Source organism: Paenibacillus konkukensis, assembly GCF_023523925.1.
Classification (GTDB): Bacteria; Bacillota; Bacilli; order Paenibacillales; family NBRC-103111; genus Paenibacillus_S; species Paenibacillus_S doosanensis.
Genome location: NZ_CP027059.1, coordinates 5467886 through 5488053 on the forward strand (window position 1 = coordinate 5467886; position 20168 = coordinate 5488053).

The window sequence follows — 20168 nt, forward strand, 5'->3', positions numbered from 1 at the left end:
TTCAGGGGGGAGCAGAATGGGATTTATACCGTTAGTTGAAGAATACCGGGGCGGCGTGCTGGAGAATGTCCATTACGGGGCGGTTACGATCGTCGATGAGAAGGGCAGGCTGCTGTACTCGGCGGGAGACCCGGAGCATATGACGTTTTTGCGGTCGGCGGCCAAGCCGTTCCAGGCGATACCGGCCATGAAACGCCGCATTGACGAAGCGTACGGTTTGACCGGCCGCGAGACGGCGCTGCTTGCCGCCTCGCATCGCGGAGAAGCGTTTCATATCGACGCGCTGGAATCGATGATGCACAAGATCGGCATAGACGAGGAGGCGCTTCACTGCTGCGCGACATATCCGCTGAACGAAGACGCCAAGGCGCAGCGATATTGGGCCCATGAGGCGAAGCGGCGCATTTTCCACAACTGCTCGGGCAAGCATACGGGGATGATCGCGCTCTGCAAGCATATGGGCTGGGATGAGCACACCTATTACGACCCGGAGCATCCCGTTCAGAAGGAGATCGTACAGACGCTGGCTTACATCGCCGAGGTTCCCGAAGCTTCGATTCCGCAAGGCGTTGACGGCTGCGGACTGCCGATCTTTGCGCTTCCATTGAGCCGCATCGCTTACGCCTTCTTGAAGCTGGCATGTCCGGATCTGATCGCGGATGCGGACACGCGAGATGCTGCGGGCCGGATAGCCCGGCTCATGAATGAATATCCGGATATGATCGCGGATACGAGATTCGTTTGCTCCGAGCTGCTGAAGGATGCGAATCTGGCGGCCAAAGGCGGGGCGAAAGGGGTGTACGGCATCGGGCTGAGACAAGAAAGGATCGGCATTTCGCTGAAGGTTTCCGACGGCTCCGAGCAGGTATGGCCGTGCATCATCGCATCGATTTTGGAGCGGCTCGGGTACGGCAACGAGGAGACGATCGACCGGCTGTATAAGCTGGTGCCGAATACGATCGTCAACGACGGGGGCACGGAAGTGGGATTCCGCCGCGCCGTGTTCGATCTGAAAGCTTAACCGAAGAATAACCTCCTAATCCTGCGTATGTTTGTAAAAGCGGGGAACAAGCGGCCTGAGGATTCGGATGCGCTGCCTTTAACGGGAGCCTTCGCCTCCTCCGGCGGCTGCGGTTCACCGGCTTTTAAACCGCCCGGGGCACGGAGCGATTCTAATACAAACAAATTTTTGGGGAGTGAAATCAATGAAGGTTAAAGGAAGAACATGGTCGGCGCTCATGCTGCTGCTGATCGTTGCGGTTGTAGCTGCGGGCTGTGGAGGCGATGCCGGTAAAAATAATGCAGGCGCCGGCAAAAGCGAAGATACCAAGGCGGTCTCCAAAAACAATAAGGACGTCGTGATCGCCATCAATGCCAACTTTATTACGCTGGACCCCCACAACACGAGCGACACTCACTCGATTTCCGGCGCAAGAACGATGTATGAAGGCTTGATGGGCTTTGACGAAAATATGAATGTCGTGCCCGTGCTGGCCGATGCTTACAAAATTAGCGAGGACGGTCTGACCTATACGTTTACGCTTAAGCCGAATATTAAATTCCACGACGGTACGGATTTCAACGCCGAAGCGGTGAAAATCAACCTCGACCGCATCCGTGACGAGAAAAACAACTTGAAGCTGCGCAAAAGCTTTGCCAAAGTGAAGGACGTTGCGGCTCCGGACGCCAAGACGGTGGTCATAACGCTCAGCGAACCGTACAACGCGTTTCTGAACAAAATGGCGATGGCCTTGATGGTCAGCCCGAAGGCGCTGAAGGAGCAGGGCGATAGCATCGGGAAAAGTCCGGTAGGCACAGGTCCTTTCAAATTTAAGGAATGGGTGCAGGGCGACCGGCTGGTCGTCGTGAAAAATCCGGATTACTGGCAAAAGGATTTGCCGAAGGTTGACAGCGTAACGTTCAAGCCGGTACCGGAGAACGGATCGCGGATCGCGATGCTGAAGACGGGAGAAGCCGACTTTATTTATCCGATGCCGACGGAGCAAGTGTCCGAGGTACAGGGCCAGAAGGATATCGTCATTGACAAGATCGATTCGACGATCGTCCGTTACGTGACGTTGAACACGATGAAGAAGCCGTTCGACGATGTGAAAGTTCGTCAAGCGATCAATTATGCGATTAACAAGGACGCCTATATTAAGGTCGTTAAATCCGGTCTGGGCGCGAAGCTGGACTCTTCGATGTCCTCCAAGACGCAGTATTACTCCAAGCAAACCGGCTATGATTACGATGTGGAAAAAGCGAAAAAGTTGCTAGCCGAAGCAGGCTATCCTGACGGCTTCTCGGCCGAAATTTGGGGCGAGAACGATTCCGAGACAATGAAAGGGATGCAGTTCATTCAGCAGCAGCTGGCGCTGGTCGGCATCAAGCTGGAAGTGAAATCGATGGAAGGCGGCACGCTGTCGCAGCAAATCAACTCGGCCAAAACGCCGCAAGAAGCGAAAATTCAAATGTGGTACGTCAGCTGGTCCCCGTCTTCCGGCGATGCGGACGGCGCGACGAGAGGCCTGTTCAGCAGCGAAATGTTCCCTCCTGCCGGCTCGAACACGGCGTATTACAAAAACGATAACGTCGACAAATGGATCGCCGATGCGAACAAAGCGATCGATCCGAAGCAAGCCGGTTCCATCTATGCCAATATTCAGAAGCAAATTTGGGAAGACGCTCCGTGGGCGTTCATGGGCGTAGACCAAGTCATTTCCGGCAAGCGCTCTTACCTGGACGGCGTCAAAGTATTCCCGGACGGCTCCATTAGCGTACGAGGCGCCGAAGTGAAGCAGTAACATCCGCTCTATAAAAAAGATGCAGGGGCCGTCTCTGAAGATTGCTACAGGAGCGGCCCCTGTCATGTACTTGTCTTAATGAAGGGAGGCTCTCTCGCTTGGGGAGATACGCGCTACAAAGACTTCTTGGTGTCATTCCGCTGCTGTTTGTCGTATCGGTGCTGGTCTTTATGTTCATCCATTTAATTCCAGGTGATCCGGCGCGGCTCGTAGCGGGCAAGGACGCCACGCTGGAGGAAATTAACGGCATTCGCGAGCAGCTCGGGTTGAACCTGCCGCTGTGGCAGCAATATATCCATTACATGGGCAAGCTGCTGCACGGCGATTTAGGCGATTCGCTCCGCTCCGGGCTGCCGGTGTCCGACATGCTGAAGAGCAGATTTATGCCGACCGTGATCCTTACTTTTCTGAGTCTCGGGTGGGCGCTGGTTATCGGACTTCTGATCGGTACGATCTCGGCGGTCAACCGTAACCGGTGGCCGGATTATGCCGGGATGCTGACCGCGATTTCGGGGATTTCGGTTCCGGGCTTTTGGCTCGGTCTGGTGTTCATTCAAATATTCTCCGTCGAGCTGGGCTGGTTCCCGACCGGCGGGGTCGATTCCTGGAGCTCCTACGTGCTTCCTTCGATTACACTTGGAGCGGGCATCATGTCGATGCTGGCCCGGTTCTCCAGATCCTCGATGCTCGAAACGATGCGGGAGGATTATATCCGGACCGGCCGCGCGAAGGGACTCAGAGAATTCGTCGTCGTAGGCCGTCACGCTTTGCGCAATTCGCTCATTCAAGTCGTCACCGTCGCCGGTCTGCAGTTCGGATTTTTGCTGGGCGGCTCCGTGATGGTCGAGACCGTATTCAGTATTCCGGGGCTCGGCAGGCTGCTCGTCGATTCCATTGCGTTCAGGGATTACACGGTAATTCAGGCTTTGCTGCTGCTCTTTGCCACGCAATTCATACTAATTAATCTTATCGTCGATATGCTGTACGGTGTGCTGAATCCGAAAATCCGGTATGCGTCGAACTAGTCCAGCGGTATGATGTCAAGTCCCCGAATCGGTCGAATTGGAAATTTTCTTGGCTGTAACAGCTGGGAGTGCCGAAAAAAGGACAGCTCAAACTGAACCCAGCGAAAAATCGAGATAATATCCAGATTTTAACTGGGAATTATGCCAGGGACTTTAGCAAAGGAGGCGTTAATCCTTCGCAGGCGTCACCTTCTTCCGTGGCGTATAGAGTTGGCCGTTGCGTAGCAGCACATCGACCAGACGCACAAGCTTTCTTGCGGTTAAGACGAGGGCGCGTTTATGTTGGTGCTTGGGCACTTCCTTGTATTTCTTCCGGTAGTACTCGCCGAATTCTTCATCGCGGTTCTTTACCGAGTTGGCAGCTTCAACGAGGTAATAGCGAAGGAATCGGTTGCCGGATTTAATCCGTTTGGTGTCTTCGGCTTCAAAGGCGCCAGACTGGCTCTTGCGCCAGGTGAGGCCAGCATACTTGGCGACAGCGGCTTGGTCGCTAAAGCGTTCGATGTCACCGATCTCGGCAAGGATGCCAGCGGCATAGACGCGATCAATGCCGGGAACAGAACGCAGGCACAGGGAGCCAGGGATCGTCTCGAGAATTTGCTCAATCGCCTTGTCCAAATCCTTGAGCTGAGCCTGGATGCTCCGGATTGCTTGAATGGATGTACCCAGCACAAGATCAATGGAATCCTCGACGACTTTGGACAGCCGGTAAGAGGCTCTGGCCGCTTTCTGAATGCAGCGCGCGACGTTCTCGGGATCCGGGAAGCGATTGCGCCCCTTGTCCCGCAAGTAGTCGGCCAGATCGCCGACATCCATCGTCGCGATGTCGTCCAGACTGTACTTTTCAGAGAGCATCTCAAGGATGGCATGGCCGAACACCGAGCTCTCGACTTCGGTCGTGAAGGCATTGCACTTGTAGAACAGGTTTTGCAAGAAGTACTGTTTCTCGCGCGTCAGGTTATGGATCAAGTGAAACCGCATGCGCGTTAAACGCTGGAGCGCAACATACTGCTCCTGCATGACAATGGTGGTTGTCAGCCGCCCGAAGCGCAGACGGTCCGCAATCACCCAGGCATCAAGCCGGTCGGTTTTATTCAGGTCGGGATAGGTTTCTCGGAACTTGCTGACCAACTTTGGATTCATGGTAAAGACCTTGGTATGGCGCTCCTGGAGTGTAGGGTCACTATGCAGGTACATGGCGGGATGCCAGCTGTAGACCGAGGTCGATTCAAGCCCAATGTGAATCTCGGAGACCGCGTGCTTGTCCGCTAAGGCAACGATGCGATCTCGCAGATGAGCAGCCCCCTCCAGATTGTTTTTCACTGTGAGGGTCTCGAGCTTATCCCCGTCTGTGTTCATGAAACACGTTTCCAGTTCTTTCGAACTGACGTCAATACCGACAAAAAGCGTCAAATGGAATTTCCTCCTTTCGATGAGGGATGCAGGGAATAGACTCTCCGGGATGCCTCCGGCGCACGCGCAGATCAATCACCCTCGCCTATAAGAACACGCTTCGGTCCATGAGCTGCCCTGGCTTGCTAGGCCAGGCATGGGGTGCCGAAGGGAACGGCCAGCGGGTCAGAAGCTCAGACACGTACCGGAGAAACAGACTTAGAAATGTAGACGTGCTACAGGAGGAGAAAGAATTTCCCCGATAGATCCCTATGATCTATTGTCCAGAGGCATGCGGGAAAGTCCAGTCCCTTTTGCAATTTTCAAGGTGCGATTTACTGGAAATCGAAAAGTTTGCGGCCAGTTCCCATGGGAACTGGAAATCGGCTTAAAACTTGGTTCTAGAAATACTATACGAGGAGGAGATATGATGAACAACAATTCGACGATCATCGGGGCCGGTTCCTCCGAGCCCTCAGAGGCGCTGAAGCCGAAGCGCGCCAAAGGCCGTGCGGCGGCGTTTTTCAGCAAGTTTTGCAAGCAGAGATTATCGCTGGCGGCAGGGATTTTCATCGTACTGCTGGCTATTGTCGCATTGTTCGGACCGTACTTGACGCCGTTTGATCCGAACGAGCCGGATTACGACGCGCTCATGTCTACCCCTTCGGGAGCCCACTGGGCGGGAACGGATGAATACGGCCGGGATATTATGAGCCGTCTCATTGCCGGCACCCGCTTAACGCTGTCGGTCAGCTTGAGCGCCGTGCTCATCGCCGCGGTGTTCGGTACGATTCTCGGCCTGCTCAGTGGCTATTACGGCGGTTGGCTGGACCGGCTCATTATGCGCAGCAGCGACGTGCTGTTCTCTTTCCCCGATCTGCTGCTGGCTATCGGAATCGTCGCGATATTGGGACCGGGATTGTCCAACGTGGTCATTGCCGTCGCGGTGTTCGGCATCCCGTCGTTCGCGCGGATCATTCGCAGCGTAACGCTGTCGGCCAAAGAAACGCTGTTCGTCGAGGCGGCCCGCTCGATGGGAGCCAAAAACGGGCGTATTATATGGAAGCATATTTTTCCGGAGACGGTTCCGAGCGTCATCGTCAATGTGACGATGAAAATCGGCGGCGCCATCTTGGCCGCATCCTCATTAAGCTTTCTCGGTATGGGCGCGAAGCCGACCGAGCCGGACTGGGGCGCCATGCTGAGCATGGGGCGCGATTATTTGAGCATTGCTCCGCATATTGTGTACATTCCCGGGGCGGCGATCTTTTTGACTGTACTTGCTTTTAATCTGGTTGGGGACGGCCTGCGCGACGCGCTTGATCCCAAGACGAAAAATTAAAGGGGGCCGGAATCGTGACGCCTACATTGCTTGAAGTGCAAGGATTGAAAACGGAGTTCCGACGCGACGGCGGAAGCGTAATGGCGGTGTCCGGCGTGGACTTTCATATAAATAAAGGCGAAGTGCTGGGACTTGTCGGCGAATCCGGCTGCGGCAAAAGCGTGACCTCCCTGTCGATTATGCGCCTCTTGAAGGATACGCCGGGACGGATCGCCGCAGGCGCGGTGCGGTTTGAAGGCACGGACCTTACTGCCCTGAGCGAGAAGGAGATGCGGCGGTTTCGCGGCAACGAGCTGGCGATGATCTTCCAGGAGCCGATGACCTCGCTCAATCCGGTGCTGCGAATCGGCCGGCAGCTCGAAGAGCCGATTATGCTGCATCTCGGCTACAGCCGCAAGAAGGCGCGCGAGCATGCGGTTCATATGCTGAAGCTGGTAGGCATTCCTCGGGCCGAGGAAGTGGCGGACGATTATCCGCATCAGCTCTCCGGCGGGATGAGACAGCGGGTCATGATCGCGATGGCGATGGCATGCGGCCCGAAGCTGCTTATTGCCGACGAGCCGACGACGGCGCTCGACGTAACGATTCAGGCGCAAATTCTCGATCTGATGAAGCGGCTGAAGGAAGAGCAGGAGATGGGGATGCTGCTCATTACGCATGATCTCGGCGTCGTGGCCGAAATGTGCGACCGCGTTGTCGTCATGTACGCAGGCCGGGTCGTAGAAGAGGCCTCGGTGCGGGATTTGTTCGAACGGCCGCAGCATCCGTACACGCAGGGCCTGATTCATTCCGTTCCGAAGCTGCGCCAGAAGGTGCGCCGTCTGGATTCCATTCCGGGGAACGTCCCGGACCTTAGCGCCATGCCGCCGGGCTGTAAATTTGCGCCGCGCTGTCCGCATGCGATGGAGCGCTGTGTCGCGCAGGAGCCGCAGCTTCTGCCTGTCCAAGGAGAGACGGGCCGCAAAAGCCGCTGCTGGCTGACGGAATCGGATCAGCGGGAAGGAGGAGAAGGCGCATGATGGAGACGCCGCTGGTAGAAGTCAAAGGATTGCAGAAATCGTTTACGATCAAAAAAGGCTGGCTTGGCTCCGACAAATATTTACGCGCCGTCGACGGCATTACCTTTGCGATCCGCAAAGGGGAAACGTTCAGCCTCGTCGGCGAGTCCGGCTGCGGCAAGTCGACGACAGGGCGCTTGATCACCCGGCTGCTCAAGCCGAACGGCGGGGAAGTATGGTTTAACGGGCAAAATATTACCGCCCTTAACGATCATCAGATGCGTCCGCTCCGCAAGGATATGCAGATGGTGTTCCAGGACCCTTACGCTTCGCTAAATCCGCGGATGAAGGTGAAGGAGCTCGTAGCCGAGCCGCTGATCATTCATACGAAGCTCAGCACGAAGGAGCGGGATCAACTGGCGCATGAGCTGCTCGAGACGGTCGGCTTGAGCAGCTTTCACGCCGAGCGGTACGCTCATGAGTTCAGCGGCGGGCAGCGGCAGCGGATCGGCATTGCCCGAGCTCTGTCCGTGAGGCCGAGCCTGATCGTGGCGGATGAGCCCGTATCGGCGCTCGACGTGTCGATTCAGTCGCAGGTGTTGAACCTGCTGCAGGATCTTCAGGAAGAGTACGGCCTGACGTATCTGTTCATTTCCCACGACTTAAGCGTCGTGGAGCATATTAGCGACCGCATCGGCGTCATGTACTTGGGCGCGCTGGTGGAGACGGCGGATAAGGATACGCTCTACGAGCGGCCGCTTCACCCTTATACGCAGGCGCTGCTCTCGTCGGTGCCGGTCCCTGACCCGAGCCAGAAGAGGGAGCGGATTATTCTGAAGGGCGATTTGCCGAGCCCGGTCGATCCGCCGTCCGGCTGCCGGTTCCATACCCGCTGTCCTTCCTGCATGGACATTTGCAGGCAAAACGTGCCGGTATTCCGCGAGGTCGAACCGGGACATCAGGTCGCTTGTCATTTATACGATGAAGAGATGATGAGAAATGCAAGGTAATTCCATTAACGGCGAAGAAGGGATCGCAATGCATATTACAATCGATAAGGCTGAATCGGCAGGAGTGCTGCTCTATCCTTCCTACGCGGGAGAAGCGTTCTTGTACCCGCTCGGCGAAGCCCGCAAGCGGCCGGGGACGGTTACTTGGCTGTACGGACGCGCGGAAGGCGAGACGGATGCGCTCGCTCTCGGGATGGGAGAGCGCGGGCAGGAGACGCTGGAGCGGATTCGCCGCGCCGGCGGGACGGCGGCTCGCGCTCTGCTGCTGGAAGGGCGCAGCGGCGGGACGCTCGTTCGCAGCCGAGGCGGCTGCGCGGCCGACGGCGCAAGCGCGAGCGGGGAGCGCCCGGCGGAGGCGGCCGAGTGGCTGCGGGCTTGGATCGAAGGCTGGCTGCTCGGCCTGTACCGGTTCGATAAGTACCGGAACGCGACGAGGATCAGCGGCGACGTTAGCTTGAACCTTCGTTCGGAAGATTGGGCCGAACTTTCGCGCTCCGAGCTGGAGGCGGTTATCGGAACCGCCCGTCATCGGGCGGAAGGCGCCAATCTGACGCGAGACTGGGTGAACGAGACGCCGGATACGCTGAATCCGGACACATTCGTCGAGTGGACGCTGGAGCTGTTCCGGGATAAGCCCGTCGGTATCCGCGTGTACCGCGGGCAGGAATTGGCGGACCGCGGCATGAACGGCTTGCTGACGGTCGGCGCCGGGAGCGAGCACGCTCCGGCGCTGATCGAGCTGCGCTACGAAGGGAGCGCCGACGCCAAGGCGCCGATGCTGGCGCTGGTCGGCAAGGCGGTCACCTTCGACATGGGCGGCATGAACGCCAAGACGGGGCGTGACATTAGCGACGCCCGGATGGATATGGGCGGGGCGGCGGCAGTCATCGGCGCGCTGGACATTCTCGTCCGGCAGCGCGCGGAAACCAGCGTCACCGCATTGATCGCGGTTGCGGACAATGTGCCGGACGCCCGCGCTGCGCTGCCGTCGACCGTCATTCGCTACCCGAACGGATTGACCGTTCAAGTGGCGAATACGGACGGCGAAGGGCGGCTCGTGCTGGCGGACGCCTTGATTCACGCTGCCAAGCTCGGCGCGGCGCAGGCGATCGACATTGCCACATTGACCGGCAATGTGGGAGACGCCCTCGGGCTCGGCATCGCGGGCATCTGGGGCGACTCGGGGATGACGCGCCGTCTGGTCGAGATCGGCGAGCGCAACGGAGAGCGGCTCTGGCCGATGCCGCTGATGGACGAATACGAGTCGGAGCTGAAGAGCCATTACGCCGATCTGCGCAACGTAGGCACGTCGACGCTTGCGGGCGCGATTGTCGCGGCGCTGTTCATTCGCCGCTTCGTCGCCGAATCGATGGGCTGGGTTCATATCGATATGGCGGGGACGGTGCAGTACAAGCAGGATATGAGCTATGCCGAAGCGGGAGCTACAGGATACGGGGCTAGACTGCTGGCGGATTACGCGGTTCAGTATGCCCGGGAGCATCAGCGGGGAGAACGGGAGGATTCGCAATGAAATTGGAAGTGATCGCCACTTGTATGGACGATGCGCTGAAGGCGGAGGCCGGCGGCGCGGATCGTCTGGAGTTAATTACGGCTATTACGGAAGGCGGCTTGACGCCGGGCATCGGATTGGTCCGTCAAGTCGTTCAGGCGGTTCGCATTCCGGTTCATGTGATGGTCAGGCCGCACAGCCGCTCCTTTATATACGACCGGTATGACCTGGAGACGATGATCGCCGAGATTCAGGCGATCGCTTCCGCGGGAGCGGCCGGCATTGTCGTCGGCGCTTTGACGCCGGAAGGGCGGATCGACGAGCGGGCGCTGGAAGCGATGCTTCCGTGGGCGGAAGGGCTGCAGGTGACGTTCCACCGGGCTTTCGACGAGCTGGAGGATCAGCTCGCAGGGCTGCGGACGCTGCTTCGCTATCCTTCCGTTACCCGCGTGCTGACGTCGGGCGGGCTTCGCCCGGCTCCCGAGGCGGCGCCTGCGATTCGCAGGCTCGTCGAAGCGGCGGAAGGGACGACGCTGCGCATCCTGGCGGGCAACGGGCTCACTCCCGAGGTCGTCGAAGCTTTCATTGAACAAACCGGAGTACCCGAAGTTCATTTCGGCTCCGCGGTTCGCATCGGCCGATCGGGCTTGGCGCCGATCGATCCCGTGCGGCTGCGGGCCTTATCCGACAGCCTTCTTAGATTCGGCTGATCATAGATTTTGAAAAAAGGTGAGTCATGTTGCATAACACAGAACAATACGTAGTAGGCATCGATCTGGGCGGAACGAAGATCGCCGCCGCTCTTTTCAATTCGAAGGGAGAGATCTTGGGCCGCGAGCGGATGGAAACCGCCAACGCGCGTACGGCGAAGGAAGTCGTGCAGCGGATGATCGAAATGATCCGTTCCGTCGCGCGCGGACTTCCGTTATCCGGCGTCGGGCTGGCCTCGCCGGGAGCGGTGAACAGCAAGGACGGCATCGTGCTGCACGGCACGAATCTCCCGGAATGGGAGCAGGTTCCTTTGAAGAAGTGGATGGGAGAAGCGCTCGGCGTGGACGTGCAGGTCGTGAACGACGCGAATGCGGCGGCTTGGGGCGAATATGTCCGGGGAGCGGGTAAAGGCTCGGAGAATATGGTGTACGTGACGTTCAGCACCGGGATCGGAGCCGGTATCGTACTGGACGGCAAGCTGCTGCTCGGTTCTACTTCCTTTGCCGGAGAGCTAGGACATAACATCATCCAGCCGGACGGACCCGCCTGCAGCTGCGGCAACCGGGGCTGCTGGGAGGTATTCGCTTCCGGAACGGCTATCCGCGATGCGGCGCTGGCATTCATGCAGAGCAAATCGTCTGCGATTGCGGAATTGGCCGCCGCCTACGGCGAACCGGTGTCCGCGAAGCATGTGTTCGAAGCGTATAAGCAAGCGGATGAAGTCGCCGTTCAGGTGGTAGACCGGGCGGTCCACTATATGGCGCTTGGATTGGCGAACGCCGTCCATACGTTCAATCCCGACCGGATCGTCGTCGGCGGCGGCGTGAGCAAGGCCGGCGACCAGCTGTTCCCCGCGCTGCGCGAGCAGACGGATAAGCTGGTCATGAAGCCGTACCGGGGCACGTTCGAGATCGTCCCCGCCGGCTTGCAGGATGACGTAGGCTTGATCGGCGCAGCGGCGTTGTTTCATCAATCGTAATCGACTTTGAATGGAGAAGGAGGTTGGATTAGATCTATGAGCACGAGGGAGCAAAGAACCCGCTGGTTTCTGCAAGACCGGTTCGGGATGTTCATTCATTGGGGCTTGTACTCGATTCCTGCCCGAGGAGAATGGATTCGGGGCAACGAGCGGATGAGCTATGAGCAGTACAAAGTTTATTTCGACGAGTTCGACGCATCCCGCTATAACCCCAGAGAATGGGCCAAAGCGGCCAAGGCCGCCGGGCAGAAGTACGCGGTGCTGACGACGAAGCATCATGACGGCTTCTGCCTGTTCGACAGCAAGCTGACGGACTTCAAAGCGACGAATACGCCGGCCGGGCGCGACCTCGTCCGCGAATATATCGACGCTTTTCGCGCGGAAGGACTCGCCGTCGGGTTGTATTATTCCATCATCGACTGGCATCATGACGATTATCCCGGCTACGGAGACAAGGCTCATCCGGATCGGGACAACGAGGCGGCGAAGGATAAGCCGATCGATTTTGACCGCTACTTGACCTACATGCACGGACAAGTGAAGGAACTGTTGACGAACTACGGCAAGATCGACATCATGTGGTTCGATTTCTCCTACGACAATATGACCGGCGAAAAGTGGAAGGCGACGGAGCTTATCCGCATGATCCGCTCGATCCAGCCGGACATCATCATCGATAACCGGCTCGGAGGCAATATTCGCGCGGCCGAGCCGGAGGAGTATGCCGGAGATTTCTTCTCTCCGGAGCAAATCATTCCTCCCGGCGGCATCGTCGACGTGAACGGCAAGCCCGTGCCATGGGAGGCCTGCATCACCTTGAACGACCACTGGGGCTACCACTCCGCCGACAAAAACTACAAATCGGCCCAGCAGGTCATCCGCACGCTGGTCGAATGCGTCAGCAAGAACGGCAATCTGCTGCTGAACGTCGCCCCGGACGCGAAGGGAGAAATCGGCCGCGAAACGCTGGACGTGCTGCAGGAAGTCGGCGAATGGCTGCGCTTGAACGGCGGCAGCATTTACGGCTGCGGCGCGGCCGACCGGCCGAAGCCGGAGTGGGGGCGCTACACGCAGAACGACAATAAGCTGTACGCCCATGTATACGACCGGGGGATCGGACCGATCTATTTCGAAGGCTTGAAGGGCAAGATCGCCAAGGCGAGGCTGCTTCAGGACGGAACCGAGCTGAAGGTGGAGACGCCGTGGATGGCCGAGGAATACTCGGACATCGACAGCGGCGCGTTCATTACGCTGGCCGGCGCCAAGCTGCCGGATGAGCGTGACACGGTGATCGAGCTTCATTTGAAGTGAGATTGGCTGAGTATCGTAGGAAAATTGTATGGAGACACGGAGCGTTTGCTTCGTGTCTTTTACTGGTTTTTTGAAGGGTGCTCCCATTAATTGTAATTTGATAAAGAATGCTTATACTCTGGCATGGATGTTGGTCCATACTGTGGTGCGAATGTGAAGCGAACACGAATTTCCAGAGGGATTCGCACCTAGGCGAAATCGAATGATGCCGTCGGCTCATACCGATGCCCCTATATCTTGTGGCTTATTTGGTAGATAGGGTGTATTATTAAACGATATAAACGTTTTTTAGGGCTAATACACCTTGGAAATCGGAGTCGCACCCCGCTCGGGTGCGTGGATTGAAATGCTTTAGGCTATCCAGGTTGGATGGTGGCCAAGGCGTCGCACCCCGCTCGGGTGCGTGGATTGAAATATCCCAGCATTCGGGACGATCTTGACCGCTACATTGTCGCACCCCGCTCGGGTGCGTGGATTGAAATATCAAGTCGGATAAGTTTTGCAGCATGTCTGGCCGTCGCACCCCGCTCGGGTGCGTGGATTGAAATACATGTGAACCCCGACCGAAAGCTTCCCAGCTCGCGTCGCACCCCGCTCGGGTGCGTGGATTGAAATTGGATCGGAATCCGCATAAACTGAGCAGCGTTCCAAGGTCGCACCCCGCTCGGGTGCGTGGATTGAAATATATCGACCGCTCCCTCATGATTTTTTGGGGTAGTCGCACCCCGCTCGGGTGCGTGGATTGAAATTCGATTTAACTGAGTGGAAAACACAAGCGGAGCGTCGCACCCCGCGCGGGTGTGTGGATTGAAAACGCAATAGTATGAGCGAGCTGTGGGATCAGATCGCCGAAGTGCTGAACCGCGATCTTTCCCCGCAGCAAACGGCCTCATTCTTGAATAAGCTGCAGGATGCATTGGACGGACAGTTGGAAGCTTGCCGTTCCGTCGTCCATAAGGAAATCGATCGGCAGCAAGCGGTATGGCGGTCCAAGCAAGAAGATTTGCTGCAGCTCCAACTGTCGGCAAGGAACCTGCAAGCGGTTATGGAGCGGCTGCGCGATTGGCGTACGGTTCGTCGGGCCAATCTTCGATAAGATCAGCTTAAGGAATGTTGAGACGGGCGTTATGTTTGAAAATACACAAAGCACAGACCGGCAAACCGCTCTGTGCTTTGTTGCGTAATTGCTGCGCTGACTATGGAAGATCCTTTATTTCTCATTTATGGCCCATCGGGCGATGCCGCCTCGTGCTCCCTATTCTTTAGCACTCTTCGAAGCCTGTTGCAGGTTTGACCGCGTGCGTGAAACAGCGTGGAAGCGCATCTACAGCTTGCGTGAAAGCTTCGCATAGGACGATGGCGTCATACCGGCGATACGTTTAAAGATACGGCTGAAATAAAATTCGTCCTCATAGCCGACCAGCTTGGAGATTTCCGTCAAAGCGAGCCCGGAGCTCTCCAGCAGCTCCTTCGCTTTGGTCACCCGCAGGCGAATGATATAGTCCTTCGGGGCGAAGCCCGTAAGCCGTTTGAACTGCCGGGAGTAGTAGCCCGTGCTGAGTCCGGCTGACTTGGCGAGCTGCTCCACGGTTAACGGAGACTGGAAATGGTCGGCGATGTACCGGAACGTGAACTGAATCGCCGAATCCGCGTCGCTGCTGTACTGCGCATCGTACATGTTGTCGATCAGGGAGAGCCACAGCTCCCGAAATGCCAAGTTACAGCGGTATTGCGAGATGGGATCGTAAGCTTTCCACAGCCGGAATACCTTATCGAAGCACCTGCGCACTTCGGCCGGCCGCACGGTCGTAATCATGCCGCGCAACGGCGCGAGCCAAGTGCCTGATGAACGAGTCAGCCATTCCTGCTTTTCTTTGTAGCACATTTGGTAGTCGAACCGGATATGGTAGATTTCAACGTCCTCCGAATCCGAGATCGTCCATTCGAACGTCGTTTCGGGAACGAATACCATAACGGCTCCGGGTACCAGCGCATACTTGACGTTGTTCATTACGTAATAGCCTGCGCCTCTTACGATATAGTGAATGGAATGAATATTATGAACGTACGGCGCTTGGCGCGTGCCCGCAGGAAGTATCGTATTTCCGGCAAAAGCGACCGAGAACACGGATTTATGGAGATGATCGGCCAGTTGGGTCGCGTTGATCAATGCATCGTCTCTCCTTGCCAAAAGGAACATGTCTGTTTGAGCGCGGCGAAAAAAGTAGGCCAAGCAAGCGGAGACGCCTTCCGCTCACTGTTGTCCCCGATTTTCCTGAATGGAAACCCGCAAGCGGATTGGAGAAGCAGGGGGTTAGGGCGAGCGCGTTAGCGCTAATGCTTCAATAGAATGGGTCCGCTTGCTTGCGCATCTCTTTTTATCAGATCAGGCTTCCTGGATCGCCGGCCGCAAAATAATGTGCTGTTTTCCCCGGCCGACAGGCACCGTCGCCTCCTGATACGAAACGATAAAGGCCCGTCTAACCTGATCCGTTTCGTTGCCTTTGGAAGAGTGCCATGTGAGGGCGTTAAACAGCAGGATAGAGCCTGCCTTCATCGGCACCGGTTCCGCTTTCGACAAGTCAACCTGCTCCTCGACCAAAGCTTTCCGGCAAGTGCCGTTATTTTTCACGGTGTATGGCAGCAAGCCTTGCTTGTGGCTTTCGGGAACGATCCATAAACAGCCGTTCTTCTCGTCGGTATCCTGCAGCGGCACCCATATCGACATCCGGGTATCGCTGTTCACCACTTCCGTGTAATATGCGTCATCCTGATGCCAGTGGCAAATGGAAGGACTGTGAGGCAGCTTGGTCAATAGCTTTGAGGAAAAGATGGAGATACCGGGCTTCACAATATCCTCGATCAGGGTCAAAATCCGCTCGTCATAAGCGAATGCCTTGGTCTTATCGGTCAGCATGGCGAGCTGGTACGTAAATCCTTCGTGCTCTCCCGTTGATTGAACTGGCGCTTCACATCCGTCCAGCTCCTTGTTGATCTCGCTTAACTCATTCACTGAGAAAAAATCCGAAACCACCACATAACCCAGCTCATCATAATGCTTTTTTTCTTCCGCCGTCAATATTCTCATCTGAATCACTCCTTCAAGAAATCGATTGGTTGTATTGTAGCACCCGGGTTTACGATTCCACCATGGAGTAATATGATAAGCGATCTGGACAAATCTGATCTTAGTGCGAATGTGAAGCGCACATGAATTTCCCGGGGGATTCGCACCTAAATAGAAGTCTAATGTTGTCAGCGACATCGTAAAAGTATTTGTAATCTTATGGCTTATTTGGGAGAATAGGCGTATTATTAAATCAAAAAGACGATTTTTGGGGTTGTTTTCCTTTGAAAATCGGTGTCGCACCCCACACGGGGTGTGTGGATTGAAATCTTAAGGAAAGACAGCAGCTTAGAGGCGCAGTGTCGCACCCCACACGGGGTGTGTGGATTGAAATCGTATCTGGCTTTTTGTACGTAATGGCGCAGCCGGTCGCACCCCACACGGGGTGTGTGGATTGAAATTCCATCATATGGTACCGCCTGCAGCAGTCCCGTCAGTCGCACCCCACACGGGGTGTGTGGATTGAAATTCCTCTGAGGATTGCGTCGACGTTGAATCGGAAGTCGCACCCCACACGGGGTGTGTGGATTGAAATTGAGGCTTCCTGAGGACAAAGTAGGGTTAGTACAGGTCGCACCCCACACGGGGTGTGTGGATTGAAATCACATGCTAGCTGGACAGATCAAAGATGCTTCGGTCGCACCCCACACGGGGTGTGTGGATTGAAATAGCATGCGAAATGGGAAGCAGAGAAGCTGAGACAGCGTCGCACCCCACACGGGGTGTGTGGATTGAAATACCGTACCGGGACCATCCCACAGCGGCAGTACCTGTCGCACCCCACACGGGGTGTGTGGATTGAAATATCCGTTGGAGTCATGTATCCTTTTACGTAAATGTCGCACCCCACACGGGGTGTGTGGATTGAAATTAAACGATGTAGTCGCTGATGCGCGGAAGCGAACGTCGCACCCCACACGGGGTGTGTGGATTGAAATCCGAGCGGGCGATAGCTTTGCTTACCGCGTCCGGTCGCACCCCACACGGGGTGTGTGGATTGAAATCACGCCCGTATGCAGCGCCTGCCGGGCATGGGATGTCGTCGCACCCCACACGGGGTGTGTGGATTGAAATATGTTGTGGGGTTGGGGTCAAATGGTCTTACCGGCGTCGCACCCCGCATGGGTGCATGGATTGAAATGGTATGATCTTCTACGATGACGGCTGCGATAAAAGTCGCCCCCCGCACAAGTACGAACGTACCACACTCCACTGCAGTAGCCCTTCTATATTTTCCCCTGACCAGAATCGCTTTCTGCCATCCTCTCCTACCATACGAACAAATTGCACTAACTCCCAATAGATCCTCATAGCCTGTCTACCGAAGGCGGTATAACGTTCTCCTAAGCCTTTTATACTACTGTTGAAAAATAGGGAAAATTGTAAACTACTGTATTTTATCCTAAAACTATGTGATATAATAATAAAAGTAGGAAGTAGGAACTATTCGTGCATCATTTATCCTAGGTATCCTGGACATCGATCCGGCAACAAGGAGGTGCGAGATGCGATACATTGCCCATATTCGGGAAAGCGATCGTCAGTGTCAGACGGTGAAGGAGCATCTGCTAGAGGTTAAACAACTGGCGGAAGCGTACGGGGCCAAGCTCGGCGTTGCCCATATAGCCGGTTTATCAGGCTTGCTCCATGATATGGGGAAATTGACGGAGGCCTTCCTGAATTACATTACGGAGGCAGTGAACCATCCGGATGCTCCGCCCAAGAGGGGAAGCGTCGATCATTCAACGGCAGGCGGCAAACTATTATTCAAGCGCTTACATACTGGTCCGATCGATATAAACAAGGCCGTTCTGGCCGAGGTTGTAGGCAACGCTATTATCTCTCATCATTCATATCTGCAAGACTTCTTGAATCAGGAGCTGGAATCAGACTATCTGCAGCGGGTTCGGGATAAATCATTGGATGAATATGAACAGGCTGAGCAGAGATTTTTCGATCAGGTCATGAGCGAAGAGGAGTTTCAGGATTATGTGAACTGCGCGGCGGCTGAATTGGAAGCCTATTTGGAGAAAGAGCCCTCTGTCAGCCATGAACATAAGCTGATGTTTCTGACTAAATTTATTTTCAGTGCATTAATCGATGCCGACCGTACGAATACGAGAGTGTTTGAAGAGAATAAGCCGGAAGAGCCGGAATGTGATTCGGAACATTTATTTGCGCGCTACTATGATCGGCTGATGGATAAAATTCGGTCCTTCGAGGAGCAGAACAATGCGGATTCTCCCATTCATCGGTTAAGACGCGAGATGTCGGAGCAATGCGATCGGTTTGCCTTAAGACCGCCCGGTATTTATACCTTATCCATTCCGACCGGCGGCGGCAAAACATTGGCCAGTTTAAGATATGCCCTGAATCATGCCAAAATCTATGGGCAGAAGCGCATCATCTACGTCGTCCCCTATACGACGATCATCGAACAAAACGCAGCGGAAGTGCGACGAATCCTTAGGGACGATGAGCATATATTGGAGCATCATTCCAATGTGGTTGACGATGCGGACGATAGCGACGAGGCTCAAGACGGTATGATGACTACGCAGCAAAAATGGAGACTGGCCAAGGACAATTGGGACTCTCCTGTGATTTTTACGACGATGGTGCAATTTTTAAATACGTTCTATGCCAAAGGAAGCCGGAATATCCGCAGGCTCCACAATCTATGCAATGCCGTTATTATTTTTGACGAGGTGCAGAAGGTTCCTGTGCCCTGCGTTTCGTTGTTCAACCAGGCGCTCAATTTCTTGAAAGCATATGGCCGCTCCAGCCTTGTGCTATGTACCGCAACGCAGCCGACCTTGGAGTATGTGAAGCATAAGCTGGACATCCACACGGAAGCGGAGATGATTGACAATCTCGATCAGGTGATAGAGGCGTTTAAGAGGGTAGAGATCGTAGATCAAGCGACGATGGAACCATTCGATAACGAACGGCTTGCCGAATTTATTGCAGACCGGCTGGAAGACGTCCGAAGCGTACTAGTCATCTTGAATACGAAATCGGTGGTGAGGAAGCTCTACGACCGATTGAAAATAACGGCGGGAGATATTCCTTTGTACCACTTAAGCACCTCCATGTGCGCGGCGCACCGGAACGAGATTTTAGAAAAAGTGCGAGAGCATTTGCGCAACCGGGATAAAATCATCTGTGTCAGCACGCAGCTGATCGAAGCGGGCGTCGACGTTAGCTTCGAATGCGTCATACGCTCTTTGGCCGGACTGGATTCTATTGCCCAGGCAGCCGGCAGATGCAATCGGCATGGGGAGCATGAGCTGCGGCATGTCTATGTGATTGACCATACCGAGGAGAATTTGAGCCGATTGCCGGAGATTAAAGCGGGCAGGCACATTTCGAAAAAGCTTCTTCTTGATCTTAGGCGTGATCCTGCCTTTCATGGCGGCCATCTGCTGTCGGCGCAGGCGATGGAACGATACTTCAACGATCTGTATACGGAATTTCAATCAAAGTTGAGTTATCGCGTACCGTCGTTAGGAATGGACATGATTCAACTGCTGACAGCCAATAAACTGGATAATACGTTCTTTCAGGATTATTGCAGCAAGCACGGGGCGCGGCTTCCGTTGGTTCTGGCTAACAGCTACTACTCAGCGGCCGAGCATTTCCGGGTGATTGACGACCGAACGACATCCGTTCTCGTTCCACACGGCGACAAAGGCAAGTCGATCATTGCTGAATTAAACGGGGAGAGCAGGATGGCGGACATTACACGCTTGCTGCGGAGTGCGCAGCAGTTCACTATTAATCTGTACGAGCACGAGCTGCGGCAGCTGGATCATAACAACGGTTTGGAGAGCTGTCTCGACGGTAAGGTGCTGGTGCTTAGAGAGGGAGCCTATAACGATGAGTTCGGCCTGGATCTGGATAATGATAGCAGGTTTGATTTGAGCATCTATTAATGTCAGAATATTGCGGTTTCGAAA

The 20168-nt window shown here is 55.5% G+C and carries 15 protein-coding genes and 2 CRISPR repeat arrays; of the genes, 12 read left to right on the plus strand and 3 right to left on the minus strand.

The annotated features are described in order from the left end of the window. Positions 1-16 precede the first annotated feature (16 nt). From SK3146_RS23820 to SK3146_RS23830, 3 genes are all read left to right on the plus strand, one after another. On the plus strand, positions 17-1021 hold the full coding sequence (locus SK3146_RS23820) for an asparaginase (RefSeq protein ID WP_249861104.1): 1005 nt from the start codon (positions 17-19) through the stop codon (positions 1019-1021). 184 nt (positions 1022-1205) lie between these two features. Continuing rightward, on the plus strand, positions 1206-2804 hold the full coding sequence (locus SK3146_RS23825) for a glutathione ABC transporter substrate-binding protein (protein WP_249861105.1): 1599 nt from the start codon (positions 1206-1208) through the stop codon (positions 2802-2804). A 98-nt stretch (positions 2805-2902) separates the two neighbouring features. Next, entirely contained in the window at positions 2903-3829 is a 927-nt protein-coding gene (locus tag SK3146_RS23830) for an ABC transporter permease subunit (RefSeq protein ID WP_249861106.1), read from the plus strand. Positions 3830-3997: 168 nt separating this feature from the next. Here the strand turns inward: SK3146_RS23830 and SK3146_RS23835 are convergent, their stop codons facing one another. Then, the gene (locus SK3146_RS23835) at positions 3998-5242 is read right to left on the minus strand and encodes an IS110 family RNA-guided transposase (protein ID WP_249860219.1); all 1245 of its coding nucleotides are present in this window, start codon (positions 5240-5242) and stop codon (positions 3998-4000) included. 409 nt (positions 5243-5651) lie between these two features. Between SK3146_RS23835 and SK3146_RS23840 the strand changes: the two genes are divergently transcribed. The 8 genes from SK3146_RS23840 (at position 5652) to SK3146_RS23875 (ending at position 14178) form a co-directional block, all read left to right on the plus strand. Further along, entirely contained in the window at positions 5652-6563 is a 912-nt protein-coding gene (locus tag SK3146_RS23840) for an ABC transporter permease (protein WP_249866413.1), read from the plus strand. Between the two features lie 14 nt (positions 6564-6577). Beyond that, complete coding sequence (locus SK3146_RS23845) at positions 6578-7582, plus strand: ABC transporter ATP-binding protein (RefSeq protein WP_249861107.1); 1005 nt, start codon at positions 6578-6580, stop codon at positions 7580-7582. Continuing rightward, entirely contained in the window at positions 7579-8571 is a 993-nt protein-coding gene (locus tag SK3146_RS23850; RefSeq protein WP_283942780.1) for an ABC transporter ATP-binding protein, read from the plus strand. Before SK3146_RS23845 ends, SK3146_RS23850 begins: the two co-directional genes overlap by 4 nt. Before the next feature lie 28 nt (positions 8572-8599). After that, positions 8600-10102, plus strand: a complete 1503-nt coding sequence (locus SK3146_RS23855) for a M17 family metallopeptidase (protein WP_249866415.1) — start codon at positions 8600-8602, stop codon at positions 10100-10102. Next, entirely contained in the window at positions 10099-10791 is a 693-nt protein-coding gene (locus tag SK3146_RS23860; RefSeq protein WP_249861108.1) for a copper homeostasis protein CutC, read from the plus strand. The genes SK3146_RS23855 and SK3146_RS23860 overlap by 4 nt, the downstream gene beginning before the upstream one ends. A 26-nt stretch (positions 10792-10817) precedes the next feature. After that, positions 10818-11771 carry an ROK family protein gene (locus SK3146_RS23865; RefSeq protein WP_249861109.1) on the plus strand — a complete coding sequence of 318 codons (954 nt, stop codon included), beginning with the start codon at positions 10818-10820 and terminating at the stop codon, positions 11769-11771. Positions 11772-11807: 36 nt separating this feature from the next. After that, entirely contained in the window at positions 11808-13082 is a 1275-nt protein-coding gene (locus SK3146_RS23870; protein ID WP_249861110.1) for an alpha-L-fucosidase, read from the plus strand. A gap of 316 nt (positions 13083-13398) precedes the next feature. Continuing rightward, positions 13399-13896: a CRISPR direct-repeat array (repeat unit 32 nt; unit sequence GTCGCACCCCGCTCGGGTGCGTGGATTGAAAT). A gap of 9 nt (positions 13897-13905) precedes the next feature. Beyond that, positions 13906-14178: a hypothetical protein gene (locus tag SK3146_RS23875; protein ID WP_249861111.1), complete on the plus strand. Its 273-nt coding sequence runs from the start codon at positions 13906-13908 to the stop codon at positions 14176-14178. Positions 14179-14406: 228 nt separating this feature from the next. On the opposite strand, the gene SK3146_RS23880 is transcribed toward SK3146_RS23875, so the two are convergent. Further along, the gene (locus SK3146_RS23880) at positions 14407-15252 is read right to left on the minus strand and encodes an AraC family transcriptional regulator (RefSeq protein ID WP_249861112.1); all 846 of its coding nucleotides are present in this window, start codon (positions 15250-15252) and stop codon (positions 14407-14409) included. Positions 15253-15468: 216 nt separating this feature from the next. After that, a complete protein-coding gene (locus SK3146_RS23885; RefSeq protein ID WP_249861113.1) occupies positions 15469-16170 on the minus strand; it encodes a phytanoyl-CoA dioxygenase family protein in 702 nt (233 codons plus the stop codon). Between the two features lie 275 nt (positions 16171-16445). Beyond that, positions 16446-17283: a CRISPR direct-repeat array (repeat unit 33 nt; unit sequence GTCGCACCCCACACGGGGTGTGTGGATTGAAAT). Between the two features lie 431 nt (positions 17284-17714). Here SK3146_RS23885 and cas3 point away from each other — a divergent pair. Continuing rightward, positions 17715-20144, plus strand: coding sequence for a CRISPR-associated helicase Cas3' (cas3, locus tag SK3146_RS23890; protein WP_249861114.1), 2430 nt, complete (start codon positions 17715-17717; stop codon positions 20142-20144). Positions 20145-20168: the final 24 nt, after the last annotated feature.

What these genes read in the sequence shown, in the direction of transcription:
- SK3146_RS23820 (WP_249861104.1), top strand. Translation starts at nt 17, where the DNA reads ATGGGATTTATACCGTTAGTTGAAGAATACCGGGGCGGCGTGCTGGAG.
- cas3 (WP_249861114.1), top strand. Translation starts at nt 17,715, where the DNA reads ATGCGATACATTGCCCATATTCGGGAAAGCGATCGTCAGTGTCAGACG.
- SK3146_RS23825 (WP_249861105.1), top strand. Translation starts at nt 1,206, where the DNA reads ATGAAGGTTAAAGGAAGAACATGGTCGGCGCTCATGCTGCTGCTGATC.
- SK3146_RS23840 (WP_249866413.1), top strand. Translation starts at nt 5,652, where the DNA reads ATGAACAACAATTCGACGATCATCGGGGCCGGTTCCTCCGAGCCCTCA.
- SK3146_RS23885 (WP_249861113.1), bottom strand. Translation starts at nt 16,170, where the DNA reads ATGAGAATATTGACGGCGGAAGAAAAAAAGCATTATGATGAGCTGGGT.
- SK3146_RS23855 (WP_249866415.1), top strand. Translation starts at nt 8,600, where the DNA reads ATGCATATTACAATCGATAAGGCTGAATCGGCAGGAGTGCTGCTCTAT.
- SK3146_RS23875 (WP_249861111.1), top strand. Translation starts at nt 13,906, where the DNA reads ATGAGCGAGCTGTGGGATCAGATCGCCGAAGTGCTGAACCGCGATCTT.
- SK3146_RS23850 (WP_283942780.1), top strand. Translation starts at nt 7,579, where the DNA reads ATGATGGAGACGCCGCTGGTAGAAGTCAAAGGATTGCAGAAATCGTTT.
- SK3146_RS23870 (WP_249861110.1), top strand. Translation starts at nt 11,808, where the DNA reads ATGAGCACGAGGGAGCAAAGAACCCGCTGGTTTCTGCAAGACCGGTTC.
- SK3146_RS23865 (WP_249861109.1), top strand. Translation starts at nt 10,818, where the DNA reads ATGTTGCATAACACAGAACAATACGTAGTAGGCATCGATCTGGGCGGA.
- SK3146_RS23860 (WP_249861108.1), top strand. Translation starts at nt 10,099, where the DNA reads ATGAAATTGGAAGTGATCGCCACTTGTATGGACGATGCGCTGAAGGCG.